This is a genomic window from Ruegeria sp. HKCCA4812 (assembly GCF_013034245.1).
GTDB lineage: Bacteria > Pseudomonadota > Alphaproteobacteria > Rhodobacterales > Rhodobacteraceae > Ruegeria.
This window is the reverse complement of record NZ_WQFQ01000001.1, coordinates 1,471,101-1,487,267: the sequence shown is the minus strand read 5'-3', so window position 1 is coordinate 1,487,267 and position 16,167 is coordinate 1,471,101. Positions and strand designations below refer to the sequence as shown.

Annotated in this window: 18 protein-coding genes; 6 read left to right on the top strand and 12 right to left on the bottom strand. The window is 58.8% G+C overall.

The window, feature by feature from the left end; translation table 11 throughout:
• Window positions 1-146 precede the first annotated feature (146 nt).
• Both GOW04_RS07310 and GOW04_RS07305 read left to right on the top strand, forming a co-directional pair.
• Window positions 147-1,082 (top strand): DMT family transporter, encoded by a 936-nt coding sequence (locus tag GOW04_RS07310; protein WP_171231993.1) that lies wholly within the window; start codon window positions 147-149, stop codon window positions 1,080-1,082.
• A 281-nt stretch (window positions 1,083-1,363) separates the two neighbouring features.
• Window positions 1,364-2,137, top strand: a complete 774-nt coding sequence (locus GOW04_RS07305; RefSeq protein WP_371814363.1) for a Hint domain-containing protein — start codon at window positions 1,364-1,366, stop codon at window positions 2,135-2,137.
• A gap of 56 nt (window positions 2,138-2,193) precedes the next feature.
• Here GOW04_RS07305 and GOW04_RS07300 read toward each other — a convergent pair whose 3' ends face one another.
• From GOW04_RS07300 to GOW04_RS07265, 8 genes are all read right to left on the bottom strand, one after another.
• Window positions 2,194-4,395: a 3-hydroxyacyl-CoA dehydrogenase NAD-binding domain-containing protein gene (locus tag GOW04_RS07300; protein WP_171231991.1), complete on the bottom strand. Its 2,202-nt coding sequence runs from the start codon at window positions 4,393-4,395 to the stop codon at window positions 2,194-2,196.
• Window positions 4,388-4,876 carry a cupin domain-containing protein gene (locus tag GOW04_RS07295; protein ID WP_171231990.1) on the bottom strand — a complete coding sequence of 163 codons (489 nt, stop codon included), beginning with the start codon at window positions 4,874-4,876 and terminating at the stop codon, window positions 4,388-4,390. Before GOW04_RS07295 ends, GOW04_RS07300 begins: the two co-directional genes overlap by 8 nt.
• The gene (locus GOW04_RS07290; RefSeq protein WP_152457420.1) at window positions 4,876-6,087 is read right to left on the bottom strand and encodes an acetyl-CoA C-acetyltransferase; all 1,212 of its coding nucleotides are present in this window, start codon (window positions 6,085-6,087) and stop codon (window positions 4,876-4,878) included. The genes GOW04_RS07295 and GOW04_RS07290 overlap by 1 nt, the downstream gene beginning before the upstream one ends.
• An 11-nt stretch (window positions 6,088-6,098) precedes the next feature.
• Complete coding sequence (locus GOW04_RS07285; protein ID WP_171231989.1) at window positions 6,099-6,737, bottom strand: glutathione S-transferase family protein; 639 nt, start codon at window positions 6,735-6,737, stop codon at window positions 6,099-6,101.
• Window positions 6,738-6,797: 60 nt separating this feature from the next.
• Window positions 6,798-7,010 carry a hypothetical protein gene (locus GOW04_RS07280; RefSeq protein WP_152457422.1) on the bottom strand — a complete coding sequence of 71 codons (213 nt, stop codon included), beginning with the start codon at window positions 7,008-7,010 and terminating at the stop codon, window positions 6,798-6,800.
• Between the two features lie 53 nt (window positions 7,011-7,063).
• Window positions 7,064-8,845, bottom strand: a complete 1,782-nt coding sequence (locus GOW04_RS07275) for an acyl-CoA dehydrogenase C-terminal domain-containing protein (RefSeq protein WP_171231988.1) — start codon at window positions 8,843-8,845, stop codon at window positions 7,064-7,066.
• 42 nt (window positions 8,846-8,887) lie between these two features.
• Window positions 8,888-9,289, bottom strand: coding sequence for a MerR family DNA-binding transcriptional regulator (locus GOW04_RS07270; protein WP_152457424.1), 402 nt, complete (start codon window positions 9,287-9,289; stop codon window positions 8,888-8,890).
• Window positions 9,290-9,557: 268 nt separating this feature from the next.
• Entirely contained in the window at window positions 9,558-9,926 is a 369-nt protein-coding gene (locus GOW04_RS07265; protein ID WP_152457425.1) for a MerR family DNA-binding transcriptional regulator, read from the bottom strand.
• Window positions 9,927-10,041: 115 nt separating this feature from the next.
• Between GOW04_RS07265 and GOW04_RS07260 the strand changes: the two genes are divergently transcribed.
• The 3 genes from GOW04_RS07260 to GOW04_RS07250 are packed head-to-tail and all read left to right on the top strand — an operon-like array spanning window position 10,042 to window position 12,300.
• A complete protein-coding gene (locus tag GOW04_RS07260) occupies window positions 10,042-10,461 on the top strand; it encodes a PaaI family thioesterase (RefSeq protein WP_152457426.1) in 420 nt (139 codons plus the stop codon).
• Window position 10,462: 1 nt separating this feature from the next.
• Entirely contained in the window at window positions 10,463-10,981 is a 519-nt protein-coding gene (locus GOW04_RS07255) for a PaaI family thioesterase (RefSeq protein ID WP_152457427.1), read from the top strand.
• A 2-nt stretch (window positions 10,982-10,983) separates the two neighbouring features.
• A complete protein-coding gene (locus GOW04_RS07250; protein ID WP_171119427.1) occupies window positions 10,984-12,300 on the top strand; it encodes an MATE family efflux transporter in 1,317 nt (438 codons plus the stop codon).
• Here GOW04_RS07250 and arsC read toward each other — a convergent pair.
• The 4 genes from arsC to GOW04_RS07230 are packed head-to-tail and all read right to left on the bottom strand — an operon-like array spanning window position 12,297 to window position 14,456.
• Entirely contained in the window at window positions 12,297-12,638 is a 342-nt protein-coding gene (gene arsC, locus GOW04_RS07245) for an arsenate reductase (glutaredoxin) (RefSeq protein ID WP_152457429.1), read from the bottom strand. The two genes, GOW04_RS07250 and arsC, sit on opposite strands and share 4 nt — an antisense overlap.
• The gene (locus tag GOW04_RS07240) at window positions 12,635-13,693 is read right to left on the bottom strand and encodes a quinone-dependent dihydroorotate dehydrogenase (protein WP_171231987.1); all 1,059 of its coding nucleotides are present in this window, start codon (window positions 13,691-13,693) and stop codon (window positions 12,635-12,637) included. The genes arsC and GOW04_RS07240 overlap by 4 nt, the downstream gene beginning before the upstream one ends.
• Entirely contained in the window at window positions 13,690-14,121 is a 432-nt protein-coding gene (locus tag GOW04_RS07235; protein WP_171231986.1) for a DUF1330 domain-containing protein, read from the bottom strand. The genes GOW04_RS07240 and GOW04_RS07235 overlap by 4 nt, the downstream gene beginning before the upstream one ends.
• Window positions 14,118-14,456: a DUF952 domain-containing protein gene (locus GOW04_RS07230; RefSeq protein WP_171231985.1), complete on the bottom strand. Its 339-nt coding sequence runs from the start codon at window positions 14,454-14,456 to the stop codon at window positions 14,118-14,120. Before GOW04_RS07230 ends, GOW04_RS07235 begins: the two co-directional genes overlap by 4 nt.
• 107 nt (window positions 14,457-14,563) lie before the next feature.
• Here GOW04_RS07230 and GOW04_RS07225 point away from each other — a divergent pair, with 107 nt between their 5' ends.
• Window positions 14,564-16,147: a bifunctional UDP-sugar hydrolase/5'-nucleotidase gene (locus GOW04_RS07225; protein WP_171170355.1), complete on the top strand. Its 1,584-nt coding sequence runs from the start codon at window positions 14,564-14,566 to the stop codon at window positions 16,145-16,147.
• Window positions 16,148-16,167: the final 20 nt, after the last annotated feature.

Below are 16,167 nucleotides of genomic sequence, written 5' to 3'. Positions count from 1 at the left end.
TGGTTGGGGTCTGCTCGAAATTGTTTTGCCGCAGCTTAGCATGGTGAAAACGCCGTGCGCAAACCTGTTGCGCAGGTATTCCGATTTGTGCTGGATACCCGGCAGGAATAAGATCGCCGATCTTTGATCGCAACAAGGGCGCGAACATGCAGGCAGACACGACCACCTCTCCGGTGCTGGCTTCAGCCCTTATGGTAGCAGCAATGGCAATTATCGGCGTGATCGACAATGTTGTGATCCTGCTGGCCGAGACGGTCGGGCTGTGGCAATTCCATTTCATGCGGGCATTGCTGATGCTGCCGCTGATTGTCGGCCTGTCCCTTATGGGGCTGGGCGGGCTGAGGCCGCAACGGTGGGGGGCGGTCACCTTGCGCAGCCTTCTGATTACGACGGCCATGTTTTTCTATTTTGCGTCGCTGTCGATGATGCCGATTGCGCAAGCCCTGGCAGGGTTGTTCACCTCGCCGATTTTCGTGCTGCTGATTTCGTCATTTGCGCTTGGGCAAAAGATCGGGCCCTGGCGCATTCTGGCTGTGCTGGTCGGTTTTTCAGGCACCCTTCTGGTATTGCAACCCAACCCGGTCGAATTTGACATGCGTTCGGTTTTTCCAATTGCCGCAGGTTTTTTCTATGCCTTGAGTTCGATCATGACGCGGACATATTGCGCGCGTGAAAGCACGGTTGCGATGCTGGCAGCCATGGTCATTACCCTTGGGCTGTCAGGGGCCGTGGGCGCCGCCTTGTTCACGGTTGCGCCCGTTGCCACGCTGGACGGGCCGGATGGCTTTGTTACGCGGGGTTGGGTCTGGGAAGTGGGGCCCGCGCTGCCATGGATTGTTGTTCAGGCCGTCGGGTCGACCATTGCGGTCTTCATGCTCATCAAAGCCTATCAGGTAGGCGAGACCTCTTACGTGGCCGTTTTCGAGTATTCGGTGATGATCTTCGGGCCGCTCTTTGCATTCGTCGCACTGGGTCAGACCCTCGATTTGATGCAAGTGTCCGGGATTGTCCTGATCGCGGCGGCAGGGGTTTTGCTGGGCTGGCGGGCCAGGCGGTCATCCACCCAGCAGGAACTTGCCTGACACGTACAACAGCGCACTGCCAACGGATTTTGCGGCTGCAACCTCAACAAGCGGGTTCATTTCAACGGATCAGGTGCAGATGGATTCGTAAGTTCCATGCATGCTGACCGTTTCGGAAATTGCACAAAAGCCTGTTTTTGCCTTGTGAGTGTTCACCAAATCGCCCTGGGAATGCGCTGAGACAGTCCAAATTGGGCATAAATATGTCCGAAATAAGACAGCCCCGATTTTTGATGTTAGCTGTTTTGCATAGTGAGTTTGTGCCAAAGGGGGTTAGGCACGTGTCTGAAGTTACGAGTATTTCTGTTTATCTTGATCAGTCGTCGGAAACTGATCCATCCGGTTTGAACCACGCAGTGAACGCGCGCCGTGGTGGTTTTTTGAGCGGCACGAAGGTTGCGACGACCAGCGGGTGGAAACCGGTTGAGCGCATTGCAGTCGGCGATCTTGTCCGAACTCTGGATCACGGGTTCAAAGAGGTGCGCCGCATCTCGACCAGCGTCGTGGTCATTCCTGCCGAAGAGCGCCGTTCCGAGTATTTGCCGGTTTTCGTACCGGCACGCGCCGCGTATAACGGGCGCCCCGTTTGGCTGATGCCCGAACAGGGCATCGCTCTGAACCTGTCGCAGATTGATGCCGATGTCAGCGGGTGTTCCGTCGTATCCGCAAGACTGCTGAATGGCGTGGGTCGGTTTATGTCGCAGGCACCGGGATCGTCGTTTGAGGTCCGTTCCCTTTTTTTCGACGAAGATCAGGTGATTTTTGTCGAGGGCGGCCTGCAAGCCTACTGCCCTTCCGGCCTGTTCAACATGCGCGGCAGGGTCAGCGGGGCTGGTTACGATGTGGCCGATGAAGAGACCGGCACAATGCTGGTCAACCTGATTGCAAGCATGGGAGATATGTCAGCCCTTGCCAACCCATTGGGTGCCCTGCCTGCACCCATTCCGCAGGAACCGATATTTCCGATCCGTCCGCCCTCTGGGGTCAGGCGGCCGGGTCGACCGGGGCGTCCAAACGCGCCGGTGCTGTTTCTGCGGCCCGAATGGCAGATCTAACCAAACACTGACAAAAACGATGCAGGCGCGTGATTTCACGCGCCTGCGTCACTGATTCAGGCAGCCTTTGCTTCGGGGTTGAAACGCCCGTAGAAGGTTTGACCCTTTTCTGCCATCTCACGCAGCAGCGGCGGGCAGGCAAAGCGTTCGCCATATTTCTCGGCCAGCTGATCACATCTTTCGGCTGCGTAGGGCGTGCCGATGATGTCGAGCCAGCTGAGCGGACCACCGGACCACGGCGCAAAGCCCCAGCCCAGAATGGCGCCCACGTCGCCTTCACGAATGTCTTCCAGCACACCTTCTTCCAGCGCCCGAACCGCTTCCAGAACCTGAGCGAACATCAGGCGTTCCTGTACCTCGATCAGGTCGGGCTGGTCTTTGGCAAGCGGATACTTATCCTGAAGACCCTTCCAGTATTCGACGCGCTTGCCTTTTTCGTCATAGTCGAAGAAGCCGACGTTTGCCTTGCGGCCCAGACGGCCCTGTTCTTCCATCCAGAAGATCAGATCGTCCGAGGGGCTTTCCGGATAGGCATTGCCCATGGCGGCCTTGGTCGCACGGGCGATCTTGGCCCCCAGATCAATCGAGGTTTCATCGGTCAGCTGGATCGGACCAACCGGAAAGCCCAACTGACGTGCGGCGTTGTCGATCAGCACGGGGCTCACGCCTTCGGTGATCATCCGTGCGCCTTCGTTGATGTACGGAATGATGCAGCGATTGGCGTAGAAGAAGCGCGCATCGTTGACCACGATCGGCGTCTTTCGGATCTGGCGCACGTAGTCGAGCGCCTTGGCAACGGCGCGATCACCGGTTTCCTTGCCCTTGATGATCTCGACCAGCAACATCTTCTCGACCGGTGAGAAGAAGTGGATGCCGATGAATTGGTCGGGACGCACGCTTGCCTTGGCCAGATCGGTGATCGGCAGGGTCGAGGTGTTCGAGGCAAAGATGCAGTCCTCGGGAATGATCGCTTCGACCTTTTTGGTCATCTCGGCCTTTACGCCCATGTCTTCAAACACGGCTTCAATGATCAGGTCACACCCTTTCAGATGGTCCAGATCCGGTGTCGCCGTGATGCGGGCCAGCATGGCCTCTTTCTTTTCGGCCGTGACCTTGCCGCGCTTGATACCCTTGTCCAGATAGGTTTCGGTATAAGCTTTGCCTTTGTCGGCCGCCTCTTGATCGCGGTCGACCAGAACGACTTCCATGCCAGCTTGGGCAGAAACCAGCGCGATACCGGCCCCCATCATGCCAGCGCCCAGAACGCCGATCTTCTTGACACGCTGATCGGGCACATCTTTCGGACGGACCGCGCCTTTTTCAAGCGCTTCCTTGTTGAGGAACAGTGACCGGATCATCGCCGACGAGGACGGGTTCATCAGCACGTTGGTGAACCAGCGGGCTTCAATTTTCAAAGCGGTGTCAAAGTCGACCAGCGCGCCTTCATAGATCGCGCTCAGAAGGGCTTTGGCCGCGGGGAAGGCGCCTTGTGTTTTCCCGTGAACCATGGCGCTCGCGCCCACGAAGGTCATGAAACCGGCAGGGTGGTAAGGCGCGCCACCGGGCATCTTGTAGCCCTTCGCGTCCCAGGGTTTCACCAGATCAGCGTCCTTGGCATTCAGAACCCATTCCTTGGCTGCGGCAACCGGATCGTCGGCAACCGCGTCGATCAACTGCGCGCCCTTGGCCTTGGCCGGGTCCATCATCTTGCCTTCAAGCAGTACGGGGGCCGCCGCCATGGCGCCCACCATGCGGCTGTAACGGATGGTGCCGCCGCCGCCGGGGAAGATGCCCAGCAGGATTTCGGGCAGCCCGATCTTGGACTTTGGATTGCTTGTCATGACGCGGTGATGGCAGGCCAGTGCGATCTCGGTCCCGATCCCGGCGCAGGTTCCGTTGATCGCACAGGCGATGGGCTTGCCACCTTTCTTGGTCTTGGGGTCCATGCCCGCCAATTCCAGCTTGCGCAGGATGTGATGTCCGCCCATGACGAAATCAAACAACGCCTGCGCAGGTTCGTCCCCGGCTTCCTGACGGATGGTGGCCAATGTGTTCAGGTCCATTCCGCCGGCAAACGAGCCTTCCTTGCCCGAGGTAATGACAATACCTTTGATCTCGTCGTCGCTCAGGGCCTGATCAACCAGTTGGCTGACTTCTTGAAAAGCCTCGCGGGTCAGCACGTTCATGGATTTTCCCTGGGCGTCCCAGGTCACAAAGGCGACGCCGTCCGCGTCTTTGGTCAGAGTGAAATCAGTCATTGTCATCTCCAATCTGGTCAGCCGTCAGCGGGCCGCCGTCTTTCCGGGTGAAAGAGAATCCGTTCTCATCATCCTTCACCATCATGTCTATGTCGCTGTAATAGCCGGTCTCGGTCGGGGTCCGTGTGCCCACTACCAGAAAGGTCGCGGGCGCATCGGTCTTGTTCACAAGGTGGTGGCCATTGGCCTCACCAGCGGGCCAAGCGGCGCAGTCACCGGGCAGCATCTCATGCTCACCATCGTCATCGATCAGCACGCATTTACCGCTGAGCATGATGGCAAACTCGTCCTGCTCCATATGGTAGTGGCGCAGCGACGAGAGGCCCTGAGGCTCCAGCCGCACGATGTTGACCCCATACTGGGTCAGCCCGCCCGCATCCCCGACGCGCTGCACGAAACGACCAGCGGTCGCCTCGGCCAGCTTGCCCGGATAGGACGAGCCCCCCTTGAACGGGATCTGAGAGAGATCCAGCTTGGGCATCAGACCCGCTCGATAATCGTTGCCGCACCCATGCCGGACGCAATGCAAAGCGTGGCCAGACCGGTTTCCTTGTCCTGACGCTCCAGTTCATCCAACAAGGTGCCGATGATGATCGCACCGGTTGCGCCCAGCGGGTGACCCATCGCGATCGATCCGCCGTTGACGTTGACCAGCGCCGGATCGACGTCAAAGGCCTGCTGGAACCGCAGCACGACCGAAGCAAAGGCTTCGTTGACTTCGAACAGGTCCAGATCGCTGATCTTCATGCCGTTGTCGGCCAGGATCTTCTCGGTCACAGGAACCGGGCCGGTCAGCATGATGGTCGGGTCGGTACCGATCTTGGCGGTGGCCTTGATGCGGGCGCGCGGTTTCAGGCCGTATTTCTCACCGAATTCCTTGTTGCCGATCAAAACAGCCGCCGCACCATCCACAATGCCCGAGCTGTTGCCCGCGTGGTGGATGTGGTTGATCCGCTCAAGATGCGGGTATTTCAGCATCGCGACCTTATCGAAGCCCGGCATCTGCTCACCCATCATCTGGAAGGACGGGTTCAGCGCGCCAAGGCTTTGCATGTCGGTACCCGGCCGCATGTACTCGTCGCGGTCCAGAATGGGCAGGCCGTTCTGGTCTTTGACCGTGATGATCGACTTTTCGAACCGGTTTTCCGCCCAGGCTTCCGCCGCGCGCTTTTGCGATTCAACTGCCAGAGCGTCAGCGTCATCGCGGCTGAACCCGTATTCCGTGGCAATGATGTCGGCCGAGATGCCCTGCGGCACAAAGTAGGTCTCCATCGCCAGAGAGGGGTCAACGGCAATCGCCGCCCCGTCGCTGCCCATGGGAACACGGCCCATCATCTCGACGCCACCTGCGATGTAAGCGTCGCCCGCGCCGCCCTTGACCTGGTTTGCGGCCAGGTTCACGGCTTCCATCCCGCTCGCGCAGAAGCGGTTGATCGCCAGGCCGGGGATCGACTGGTCCAGATCCGAGGCCAGAACCGCCGAACGTGCCAGACAGCCGCCTTGCTCCATCACCTGCGTGACGTTGCCCCAGATCACGTCCTCGACGGCGTGGCCTTCCAGGTTGTTGCGTTCCTTCATCGCGTTCAGGGTCAGGGCGGACAGACGCACCGAGGTCACCTCGTGCAGGCTGCCATCCTTGCGGCCCTTGCCGCGCGGGGTGCGCAGGGCGTCATAAATATAAGCTTCGGTCATGGGTCTTCTCCTCAAGCTCGATCCGACGGGTTGCCGGGCATCAGGTCATATGGGTGTTTCCAGCCGGGCTGTTCGGACAGGCGAGTCAGCCAGGCGTCGATATGGGGCCAGTCGGCGCGGTCAAAGCCGAATGGTTCAGGGTAATACAGATAGCCGCAGCAGCTGAGATCGGCGTTGGTCACGCCGTCGCCGACGATCCAGTCGCGGCCTTCCAGATGCGCGTTCAGCACCTGATAGGCGGCCTTCAGGCGGCCCTGGTTGAAGGCGATCACATCCGGGTTGCGATGCTGTTCGGGCAGAAAGTTGATCAGGAACCGGGTCAGGCCCGCCATCGAGCTGAGCTTGTGATTGTCCCACAGCACCCAGCGCAGGATGTCATAGTTATCTTCCCGATTTTTGCCGCCGAACTTTCCTGATTTTTCAGTCACATAGGCCTGAATGGCACCGGATTGGGAGGTTTGGAAATCACCATCGACCATGAAGGGCGCTTCGCCCATCACGTTGATTTCCGAACGGAACTCGGGGCTTCGGGTGACGCCGTTGAAGAAATCGACAAAGACCGGTTCCCAATCGAGGCCAGACATTTCCAACGCCAGAGCGGCCTTGTAGGAATTGCCGCTTTCTCCGAAGCAGTGCAGTTTAATGGTCATGCAATCGCCCCTCCCGTGGCGTTTTGTGCGTCTTTTACCCTAGCTTGGCGGTTTTGGTGCCTAGCGCTTGCGCGCCTCCAACTCGGAATTGAAAAGACGCAATCGATGGGTAAGGTTGTCTTCATCAATGACGCTGTTGAAATTTTCGAACAGAAAAGACAGCGCTTCGCCTTCATCTAATCCTGCCTCACGGGCAAAAGCCCTGAGCTTTCGATAGCCGTCCTCGGTCATGGCGACCGGGAATCGGCGGGTCAGGCGAAATCGTTTTGGCATTGTATCTCCTCCGAAAACCGGCTCCGGGGCGGGACCCCGGAACCGGAGAAAGATCAGAAGTTTGCAGCTTCCAGCGCCATGACGGTATCCGCGCCGGTTTGAATGCGCGACAGATGCAACGCCGTGGCGGGCAGACGGCGGGCCATGTAGAAGCGGCCGGTGTTGATCTTGGTCTCGTAGAACTCTTTGTCCGACGTGCCACTGTCCAGCGCTTCTTGTGCGGCCTTGGCCATACGGGCCCACATCAGGCCCAGGCAGACATGACCGAACATGTGCATGAAATCGTAGGAACCGGACAGCGCGTTGTTCGGATTTTTCATGCCTTCCTGCATGAAATACATACCAGCCGCCTGCAGATCCTTGGACGCAGCCTTCAGCGGTTCGATGAAGGCTTTGTCATAAGCCTCGTTCTGGCCTGCGTTTTCCTTACAGAAGGTTTTGACCATGTCGAAGAAGGCCATGACGTGCTTACCGCCATCCTGCGCCAGTTTGCGGCCAACAAGGTCCAACGCCTGTACGCCGTTGGCGCCTTCATAGATCATGGCGATCCGGGCATCGCGGGTGTATTGCGACATGCCCCATTCTTCGATGTAGCCGTGCCCACCATAGACCTGCTGCGCCTGAACGGTCATGTCGTAACCTTCATCTGTCAGGAAGCCCTTGATGACCGGGGTCAGAAGCGAGATCAGCCCGTCCGCGTCTTTGTCACCCGATCGGTGGGCTTTATCGATCATGGTCGCGCCCCAAAGGATGAACGCGCGTGCGCCTTCGGTGAAGCTTTTCTGATCCATCAGATTGCGACGGATGTCAGGGTGAACGATCAGCGGATCAGCCGGGCCATCGGGGTTCTTTACACCGGTTACATCGCGGCCCTGCAGGCGGTCTTTGGCGTATTCCAGAGCGTTCTGATACGCCGCTTCGGCCTGCGACAGGCCTTGCATGCCTACACCCAGACGCGCTTCGTTCATCATGGTGAACATAGCACGCATACCTTTGTGCTCTTCGCCCAGCAGCCAGCCGGTGGCCTCGTCATAGTTCATGACGCAGGTCGAGTTGCCGTGGATGCCCATCTTTTCTTCGATCTTGCCGACCGAGACGCCGTTGCGTTCGCCCTGCGAACCGTCCTCGTTCACGATGAACTTGGGGACGATGAACAACGAAACACCTTTGATTCCCTCGGGGCCGCCGGGGATTTTCGCCAACACCAGGTGGATGATGTTGTCGGCCATGTCGTGATCGCCAGCCGAGATAAAGATCTTCTGGCCCGAGATTTTATAGCTGCCGTCGCCCTGCGGTTCCGCTTTGGTGCGCATCAGGCCCAGATCGGTGCCGCAATGCGGTTCGGTCAGGTTCATGGTACCGGTCCATTCACAGCTGACCATTTTGGGCAGGTACTTGTTCTTCTGCTCGTCCGTTCCGTGCGCCAGAATCGCCGAGGCCGCGCCGTGCGTCAGGCCCTGGTACATGGTGAAAGCCTGGTTTGAGCCCGAGAACATCTCACCCACAGCAGTGCCCAACACATAGGGCATGTTTTGGCCGCCATACTCTTCCGGCATGTCGAGGCCAGTCCAGCCGCCTTCCTTCATCTGCTCGAAGGCTTCCTTGAACCCGGTCGGGGTGTACACAATACCGTTTTCCAACCGGCATCCTTCGGTGTCGCCGACAACGTTCAGCGGATGCAGAACATTTGTGGCAACCTTGCCGGCTTCTTCCAGAACCGCGCCGGTAAACTCGGCTTCCAGTTCGTTATAGCCGGGTATGTCCGACTTTGAGACATTCAGCACGTCGTGCAGGATGAACTGCATGTCTTTGGTTGGCGCGTTGTAAACGGGCATGTGAAGCTCCCTTAATTCATATGTCCGGATGACAGGTCGAGGTTACTCGGCTGCCTTCTTTTCCTGTTTCATCGAGGCGATGACTTTCTCGCCCCAGCGCAACTGCTCTTTCAGATCGTCGATGGCCTGCGTCAGCTCTTCGCGGCGCGCTTCCATGTCCTCCAGACGCTCGCACGCGATTTCATAGGTGCGGGTCATCTGTGTGACCTGCTGGTCGCCTACATGGTACAAATCCAGCAGTTGTCGAATTTCTTCCAGGCTGAACCCAAATCGTTTGCCGCGCAGGATCAGTTTGAGCCGCGCCCGATCACGCTTGGTGAACAGACGTTTCTGGCCTTCACGGATCGGGAACAGAAGTTCCTTGGCCTCATAGAACCGCAAGGTGCGTGGCGTGACATCATAGGTCTCGCACATCTCACGGATGGTCATCACATCTTCGGTCATTCGTCATACTCTCGTCACTGGCGTCATGAGATATGAGTTGCGCAGTTGGTACGCGCTTTACAACACGAGAGTTACGTTTACGTAATCCAGACGCTGCGTCATTTCAAAGTTGACGTAACATCCGGCCACGTAAGCACGGTCTGACGCAATTTTCTTTCCGTTGCGTCATGCGGAATTTCCCGCCAAAGCTGTCGCAATTGAGGAAACACCGCGCATCTGTTTGCGCAGATTCAGGGTGATCAATTCGAATTTTCGGATTGGGGGGCGGCTATCCCAACGACTTGGCCGTCTGGTCGCGCAGACGCTTGAGTTCGTCCATGGCTTCGTCCAGTTGCTGGCGCTGCTGCTGAAGCTCGTTCATCTGGCGATCCGCCATCTCGACGAAGGTGGCCATTTGCGCCTCATTGCCCTGATCTTCGTAGATCAAAAGCCATTGGCGGATCTCTTCCAGGGGGAAACCGAACTTGCGGCCGCGCATGATCAGCTTCATCCGCGCGCATTCGCGCGGGCCGTAAAACCGGGACCGACCTTCACGGTCCGGTTGCAAAAGTTCGATGTATTCGTAATAGCGCAGAGTGCGCGGGGTCACGTCGAACTCGGCGCACATCTCTTTGAATGACAAACGGTTGTTGGACATTCCCGATCTCCTTGTCAGCAACCTAGGCGGTCCCGATCCCAAGCGCAACAGGTGGGCTTGCCCTTTGCGGAAACAGCGGCTCATAAAGGACGGGCAGAGAACAGGACGCAAACCAATGGTCGACAAGACAGTTTTAGCCCGCCAGTTTATCGAGGCGATCCCCCATGCGCGGGCATTGAACCTCAAGCTCACGCAGATCGGTGAGGGCGAGGCAGAGATCACGTTGCCCTACAATGAGGATCTGATCGGGGATCCGCGCACAGGGGTGATTCACGGTGGGGCGATTTCCACAATTCTGGACACATGCTGCGGTGCTGCTGTGATGAGCCACCCCTCGGCCCCCGGCGGGACAGCCACGATCGATCTGCGCATTGACTACATGCGCGCAGCGACACCGGGTCAGACGGTGACAGCGCATGCCGTCTGCTATCACATCACGCGGAACGTGGCGTTTGTACGAGCCACGGCTATGGACCATGACAAAGACCTGCCGGTGGCCACGGCCTCGGGGTCCTTTACGGTTGAGGGGAAATAACATGGCAAGACCTCGTCCCGAACCAATGCAGGTGGTCAAGCAGCGACGCGACGCAGCGTTGCGTGCGCTGGTTGACGGTGTCCCTTACATCCGATTTCTCAATATCAGCTTCGACCGGCGCGGGGATGAACTGACCGGCGTTCTGAACTTCGATGACAAGTTGATCGGCAACCCGTTCCTGCCTGCGATTCACGGCGGTGTAACCGCGGCATTCCTCGAAGTGACCGCTGTCATCACCCTTAGTTGGGAACATATGTTCCCGCGTATCGAAAGTGGCGAGATCGACGGAGAGGCGATTGTGACCGACCCGAATATCCGGTTTCCCAAGACAATCGACTTTACCGTCGACTATCTGCGCTCGGGCCTTCCACGGGACGCATATGCACGGGCCTTCATCAGCAGATCCGGGCGGCGGTATGCCTCGGTCCGAGTCGAAGCCTGGCAGGACAACCACGCGAAACTGTTCGCGCAGGCTTCCGGACATTTCCTGATGCCGCAACCTCCCAGAGACAAGAGCTGACCGTGCAGGACGCCTCGGCGCCCATCACGCACAGGCGGGTGCTGAAGATCGCGGTGCCCATAGTCCTGTCGAATGCCACCGTGCCGATACTGGGTGCGGTGGATACGGGCGTTGTCGGTCAGATGGGCGAGGCGGCCCCGATCGGGGCGGTCGGCATCGGGGCTGTGATCCTGTCCACAATCTATTGGATCTTCGGTTTCCTGCGGATGGGCACGACCGGGATGGCGGCGCAGGCACGCGGGGCAGGCGATACCGTCGAAACCCGGGCGCTGCTGATGCGCGGCCTGATCCTGGGAGGCGCGGCCGGACTGTTCTTTATCCTTGCGCAGGTGGCCGTGTTTGCGGGTGCGTTCGCGCTTTCCCCGGCAAGCCCCGAAGTCGAAGCCCTGACCCGATCCTATCTGGAAATCCGCATCTGGGGGGCGCCTGCAACCATCGCATTATATGCCGTTACCGGCTGGCTGATCGCCGTCGAGCGTACGCGCGGCGTGTTCATCCTTCAGGTCTGGATGAACGGGTTGAATATCGGTCTCGACCTGTGGTTCGTTCTGGGCCTTGGCTGGGGGGTCGAAGGGGTTGCCATTGCCACCCTGATCGCAGAATGGACCGGTTTGGCCTTGGGGGTGTGGCTTTGCCGGGATGGGTTCGCTGATGGAATCTGGCGCGATTGGGCTCGGGTTTTCGATGCCGCCCGGCTGCGGCGTATGTTGCAGGTCAACGGTGATATCATGCTGCGATCGGTTCTGTTGACCGGATCGTTCACGACATTCCTTTTTGTTGGTTCGGATCTGGGTGACGTGAATCTGGCGGCCAATCAAGTCTTGCTTCAGTTTCTTGAAATCACCGCCTTTGCGCTTGATGGGTTTGCCTTTTCCGCCGAAGCGCTGGTCGGAGGCGCAGTCGGTGCCAGAGACAGGTATCAGGTGCGTCGCGCCTCTGTCATGGCCTCGCAATGGGGTGTTGGGGGCGCGCTGTTGCTGGCTGCGGTTTTCTTCGTCGCCGGCCCGGCGCTGATCGACCTGATGTCAACTTCACCGCAAGTGCGTGAAGCCGGGCGCGAATACCTGTTCTGGGCCGCGATCGCCCCGGTGATCGGGGTGGCAAGCTGGATGTTCGACGGTATCTACATCGGTGCCACCTGGACCCGCGCCATGCGAAACGCGATGATTCAGTCGGTGGCGATCTATGTGGTCGCTTTGTTCATGCTGGTGCCTGTCTTCGGCAATCACGGCCTGTGGGCCGCGCTGATGGTTCTTAATATAGCACGTGGTGTGACAATGGGCTGGCGCTATCCCAAGCTTGAAGCCCAGGTGGCCTAGAGCAACGTCAACAGGTTTTCCGGCGGACGTCCGATGGCGGCTTTGTCTCCGGCAATTGCAAGAGGGCGCTCGATCAGGATCGGGTTTTCGGCCATGGCACGGATCAGGTCTTCGTCGGGCGAGGTTTTGGCCAGCCCCAGTTCCTTGAACCGTTTTTCTCCTGTGCGCATCATTTCGATGGGCGACAGCCCAAGCGCGGATTGCGCAGCGCGCAACTCGTCGATTGACGGCGCGTCTTCCAGGTACTTTCGAACGCAGACCTGCGCACCGTTTTCTTCCAAAAGCGCCAGACCGGCGCGGGATTTGGAACAGCGGGGGTTGTGCCAGTATTCGATCACAGCCAATCCTCTCGTTTGCTGCCGACGGCTTGCGATACGGTGTCAAAACCGTCACGCGCCAGCAAGTCATCCAGCCCTTTGGCGATGTCGGCCGCCAGGGAAATGCCGCCATACACCATTGCGGTATAGAACTGCACGGCCGATGCCCCGGCACAGATCTTGGCATAGGCCTGCTCGGCAGTGCTGATGCCGCCCACGCCGATCAGGGGGATATCCCCTTCCGTCAGTTTGCTCAGCTGAGCCAGTACGCGGGTCGACTTTTCAAACAGCGGGGCGCCCGACAAACCACCACTTTCGTCTTTCTGCGCGCTGCGCAACCCGTCGCGGGACAAGGTGGTATTGGTGGCGATCACAGCGTCCACCCCGGTTTCGCGTGCGACCTCGGCGATGTCCTGCAATTCCGCCTCGGTGAGATCCGGAGCGATTTTCAGGAAGATCGGCAGCCGGCGCGGCAGCGCATCACGTGTCTCGATCACACCGCTCAACAACGCGGTGAGAGCGGCTTTGCCCTGCAAATCCCGCAGCTTCTCCGTATTCGGGGATGACACGTTGACGGTTGCAAAATCCAGGTGTTCGGCACAATGGGCCAGCACTTTGACAAAATCGCCCGCGCGGTCTTCGCTGTCCTTGTTGGCCCCCAGATTCAGGCCGATGACCGCGTCTTTGGGGCGGTCTGCCAGCCGTTTTGCCATCACCCCCATGCCTTCATTGTTGAAGCCAAAGCGGTTGATGGCTGCTTTGTCCTCGGTCAGGCGAAAAAGACGGGGTTTGGGGTTTCCCGGTTGCGGGCGCGGCGTGACCGCCCCGACTTCGACAAAACCGAACCCGGCGCGGGACAGCGGGGCCAAAACCTCACCATTCTTGTCGAACCCGGCGGCCAGCCCAATCGGGTTCGGCAGGGTCAACCCGGCAACGACCGTTTTCAGGCGCGGCGTCGTTACCGGCCCGGGTGCGGGTGCCAGCCCTGACTTCAACGCCCTGATCGACATCCCGTGGGCTGTCTCGGGGTCCATGCGGTGCAGGGCGGCAAGGCCCAGTTTCTCTGTCAGTTTCATCCGAACGTCGCCCCGGCTTCACCTGAACCGCATCGGATCAGGCGCGACGTTTCCACCGCCGCCTGACGGTGGATCACCGCCGCCCGATAGGCTGGGTCGGTGACCATTTCCAGAAATGCGTGTGCCGTCGGATAGCGGGCGATGAAGACGGCATCCCACGCCTCGTCCGCCGGGCCAATCAGGGTTGATTCAAACACCCCACGCCAAAGGATGCGCGCCCCGATACGTTCAATGATCGGAGCGGTTTCAGCCCCGTAGTTCTGATAGGCTTGCGCTCCGGTCAGGTCCGCATTCGCCAGTTCATGCGCGGGTGGGTACTGCGCCTTGGCCCGAAACTTCACCAGGTTGAGCATTTCGATCGGCTGGTCCCGATCCAATGCCTTGAAGGCCTCGAACTGGTCGCGGTCCGGGTCGATATAGGATGTCATGACATGTCCTTTGGGAGCTGGTGCGCGGTGCCGTCAAACGGCAGAGGGCGTGACCAGACAACATCGCTCATCCGGATCTGGCGATAGAGATGCGGGAACAGGGCACCGCCGCGCGAAACCTCCCATTTCAGGTCGTCGCCCATCGCATCTGCGTCACAGGCCAGCAAAACCAGACCATCGACACCGGCAAAATGTTTGGCTGCGGTTTCAGCTGCTTGTTCAACGGTGGAAAAGTGGACAAACCCGTCAGCGACGTCGATCGGAGCACCGTCCGAGGCACCCTGGTCCTGCAAGGCGGCCCACTCTTCGGCTCGGAAAATCTTGTAAATCAGCATACGGACCTGATGCCCCGCGTACGCGTTGGAATCAAGCCGGATTTCTTCTTTGACTCTTTGGCGTCATCGGCGCACGATCCCTGCAAATTAAAACAGGGAGATTCAATATGTTGACGCGTTTCCTGGCTTCGGCTGCAATTCTTGGCCTGACCGCTGGCGTGGCGGCGGCAGAATACAAGCTGACCATTCTGCATACTAACGACATTCACAGTCGTATCGAGTCGATCAACAAATACGACTCGACCTGTGACGCAGAAGGCGAAGCCGAAGGTAAGTGTTTTGGCGGCGTTGCACGCCTCAAGACCATGGTAGACGCCCGACGCGATGCGCTGGCGGATCAGAATGTGCTGCTGCTGGATGCGGGGGATCCGTTCCAGGGATCGCTTTACTACACAACATATAAGGGCGCGGCAGAGGCCGAGTTCATGGAAGCCATCGGTTACGATGTTATGGCCGTTGGCAACCACGAATTCGACGATGGTCCGGAAGGTCTGGCGTCGTTCATCGACGCGGTCAGTTTCCCAGTGATCTCGGGCAATCTGGACCTGTCGTCGTCGGCCGAGTTGAAGGACAAGGTCGGCAACCATGTTGTGCTTGACGTTGGCGGTCAGAAGGTCGGCATAATTTCAGCACTGGCGACGGACACGGTTGAAACGTCAAGCCCAGGCAAGGACGTAATTTTCCAGGATGAGATAGAAAGCCTGCAGGCTGATGTGGCTGCGTTGCAGGATGAAGGTGTCAATATCATCATTGCTTTGAACCATGTTGGATTGGCCAAGGATCTGGAGATCGCAGAGCAGGTGCCGGGGCTTGACCTTGTTGTCGGCGGCCATTCGCATACGCTGCTCTCGAACACGCAGGAAGGTGCGGCTGGGTCATATCCGATGATGGTCGGTGATGTCCCGATCGTGCAGGCCTATGCCTATTCCAAATATCTGGGCGAGATCACGCTGACCTTTGATGATGATGGCAACCTGATTTCAGCGGAAGGTGAGCCTATCCTGCTTGATGCGTCTGTCACGCCCGATGCGGATATCGCTGCACGCGTGGCCGAAATGGGCGCACCGATCGAAGAAATGAAGCAACGCGTCGTTGCCAACTCGGCCGCTGCAATTGAAGGCGATCGGGCGGTTTGCCGCGTACAAGAATGCGAAATGGGTAACCTTGTCGCCGACGCCATGCTGGCGCGGGTTGCCGAACAGGGCGCTCAGATTGCGATTGCGAATTCTGGCGGTCTGCGCGCGTCGATTGACGAAGGCGAAGTGACCATGGGCGAAGTGCTGACCGTGCTGCCGTTCCAGAACACGCTGTCCACTTTTGAGATCACCGGGCAGACCGTCATTGACGCGCTGGAAAACGGTGTAAGCCAGGTGGAAGAGGTCAAGGGCCGGTTCCCGCAAGTGGCGGGCCTGCGCTTTACCTGGGATCCCAGCGTAGCGCCGAACGAAGGGCGCATCATTGATGTGATGGTCGCCGAGGGTGATGGGTTCGTTCCGATTGACCCGAACAAAACCTACCTGGTCGTAACCAACAACTACGTCCGCAACGGTGGCGATGGGTATTCGATGTTCGAGGGCGATGACAAGAACGCCTATGACTTCGGTCCGGATCTTGCGGATGTAACCGCGGAATATCTGGCCGAAAACGCGCCGTACCAGCCTTATGTCGACGGACGCATCCAGCAGAAGTGACTCTGTTTTTGAAAAGGAAA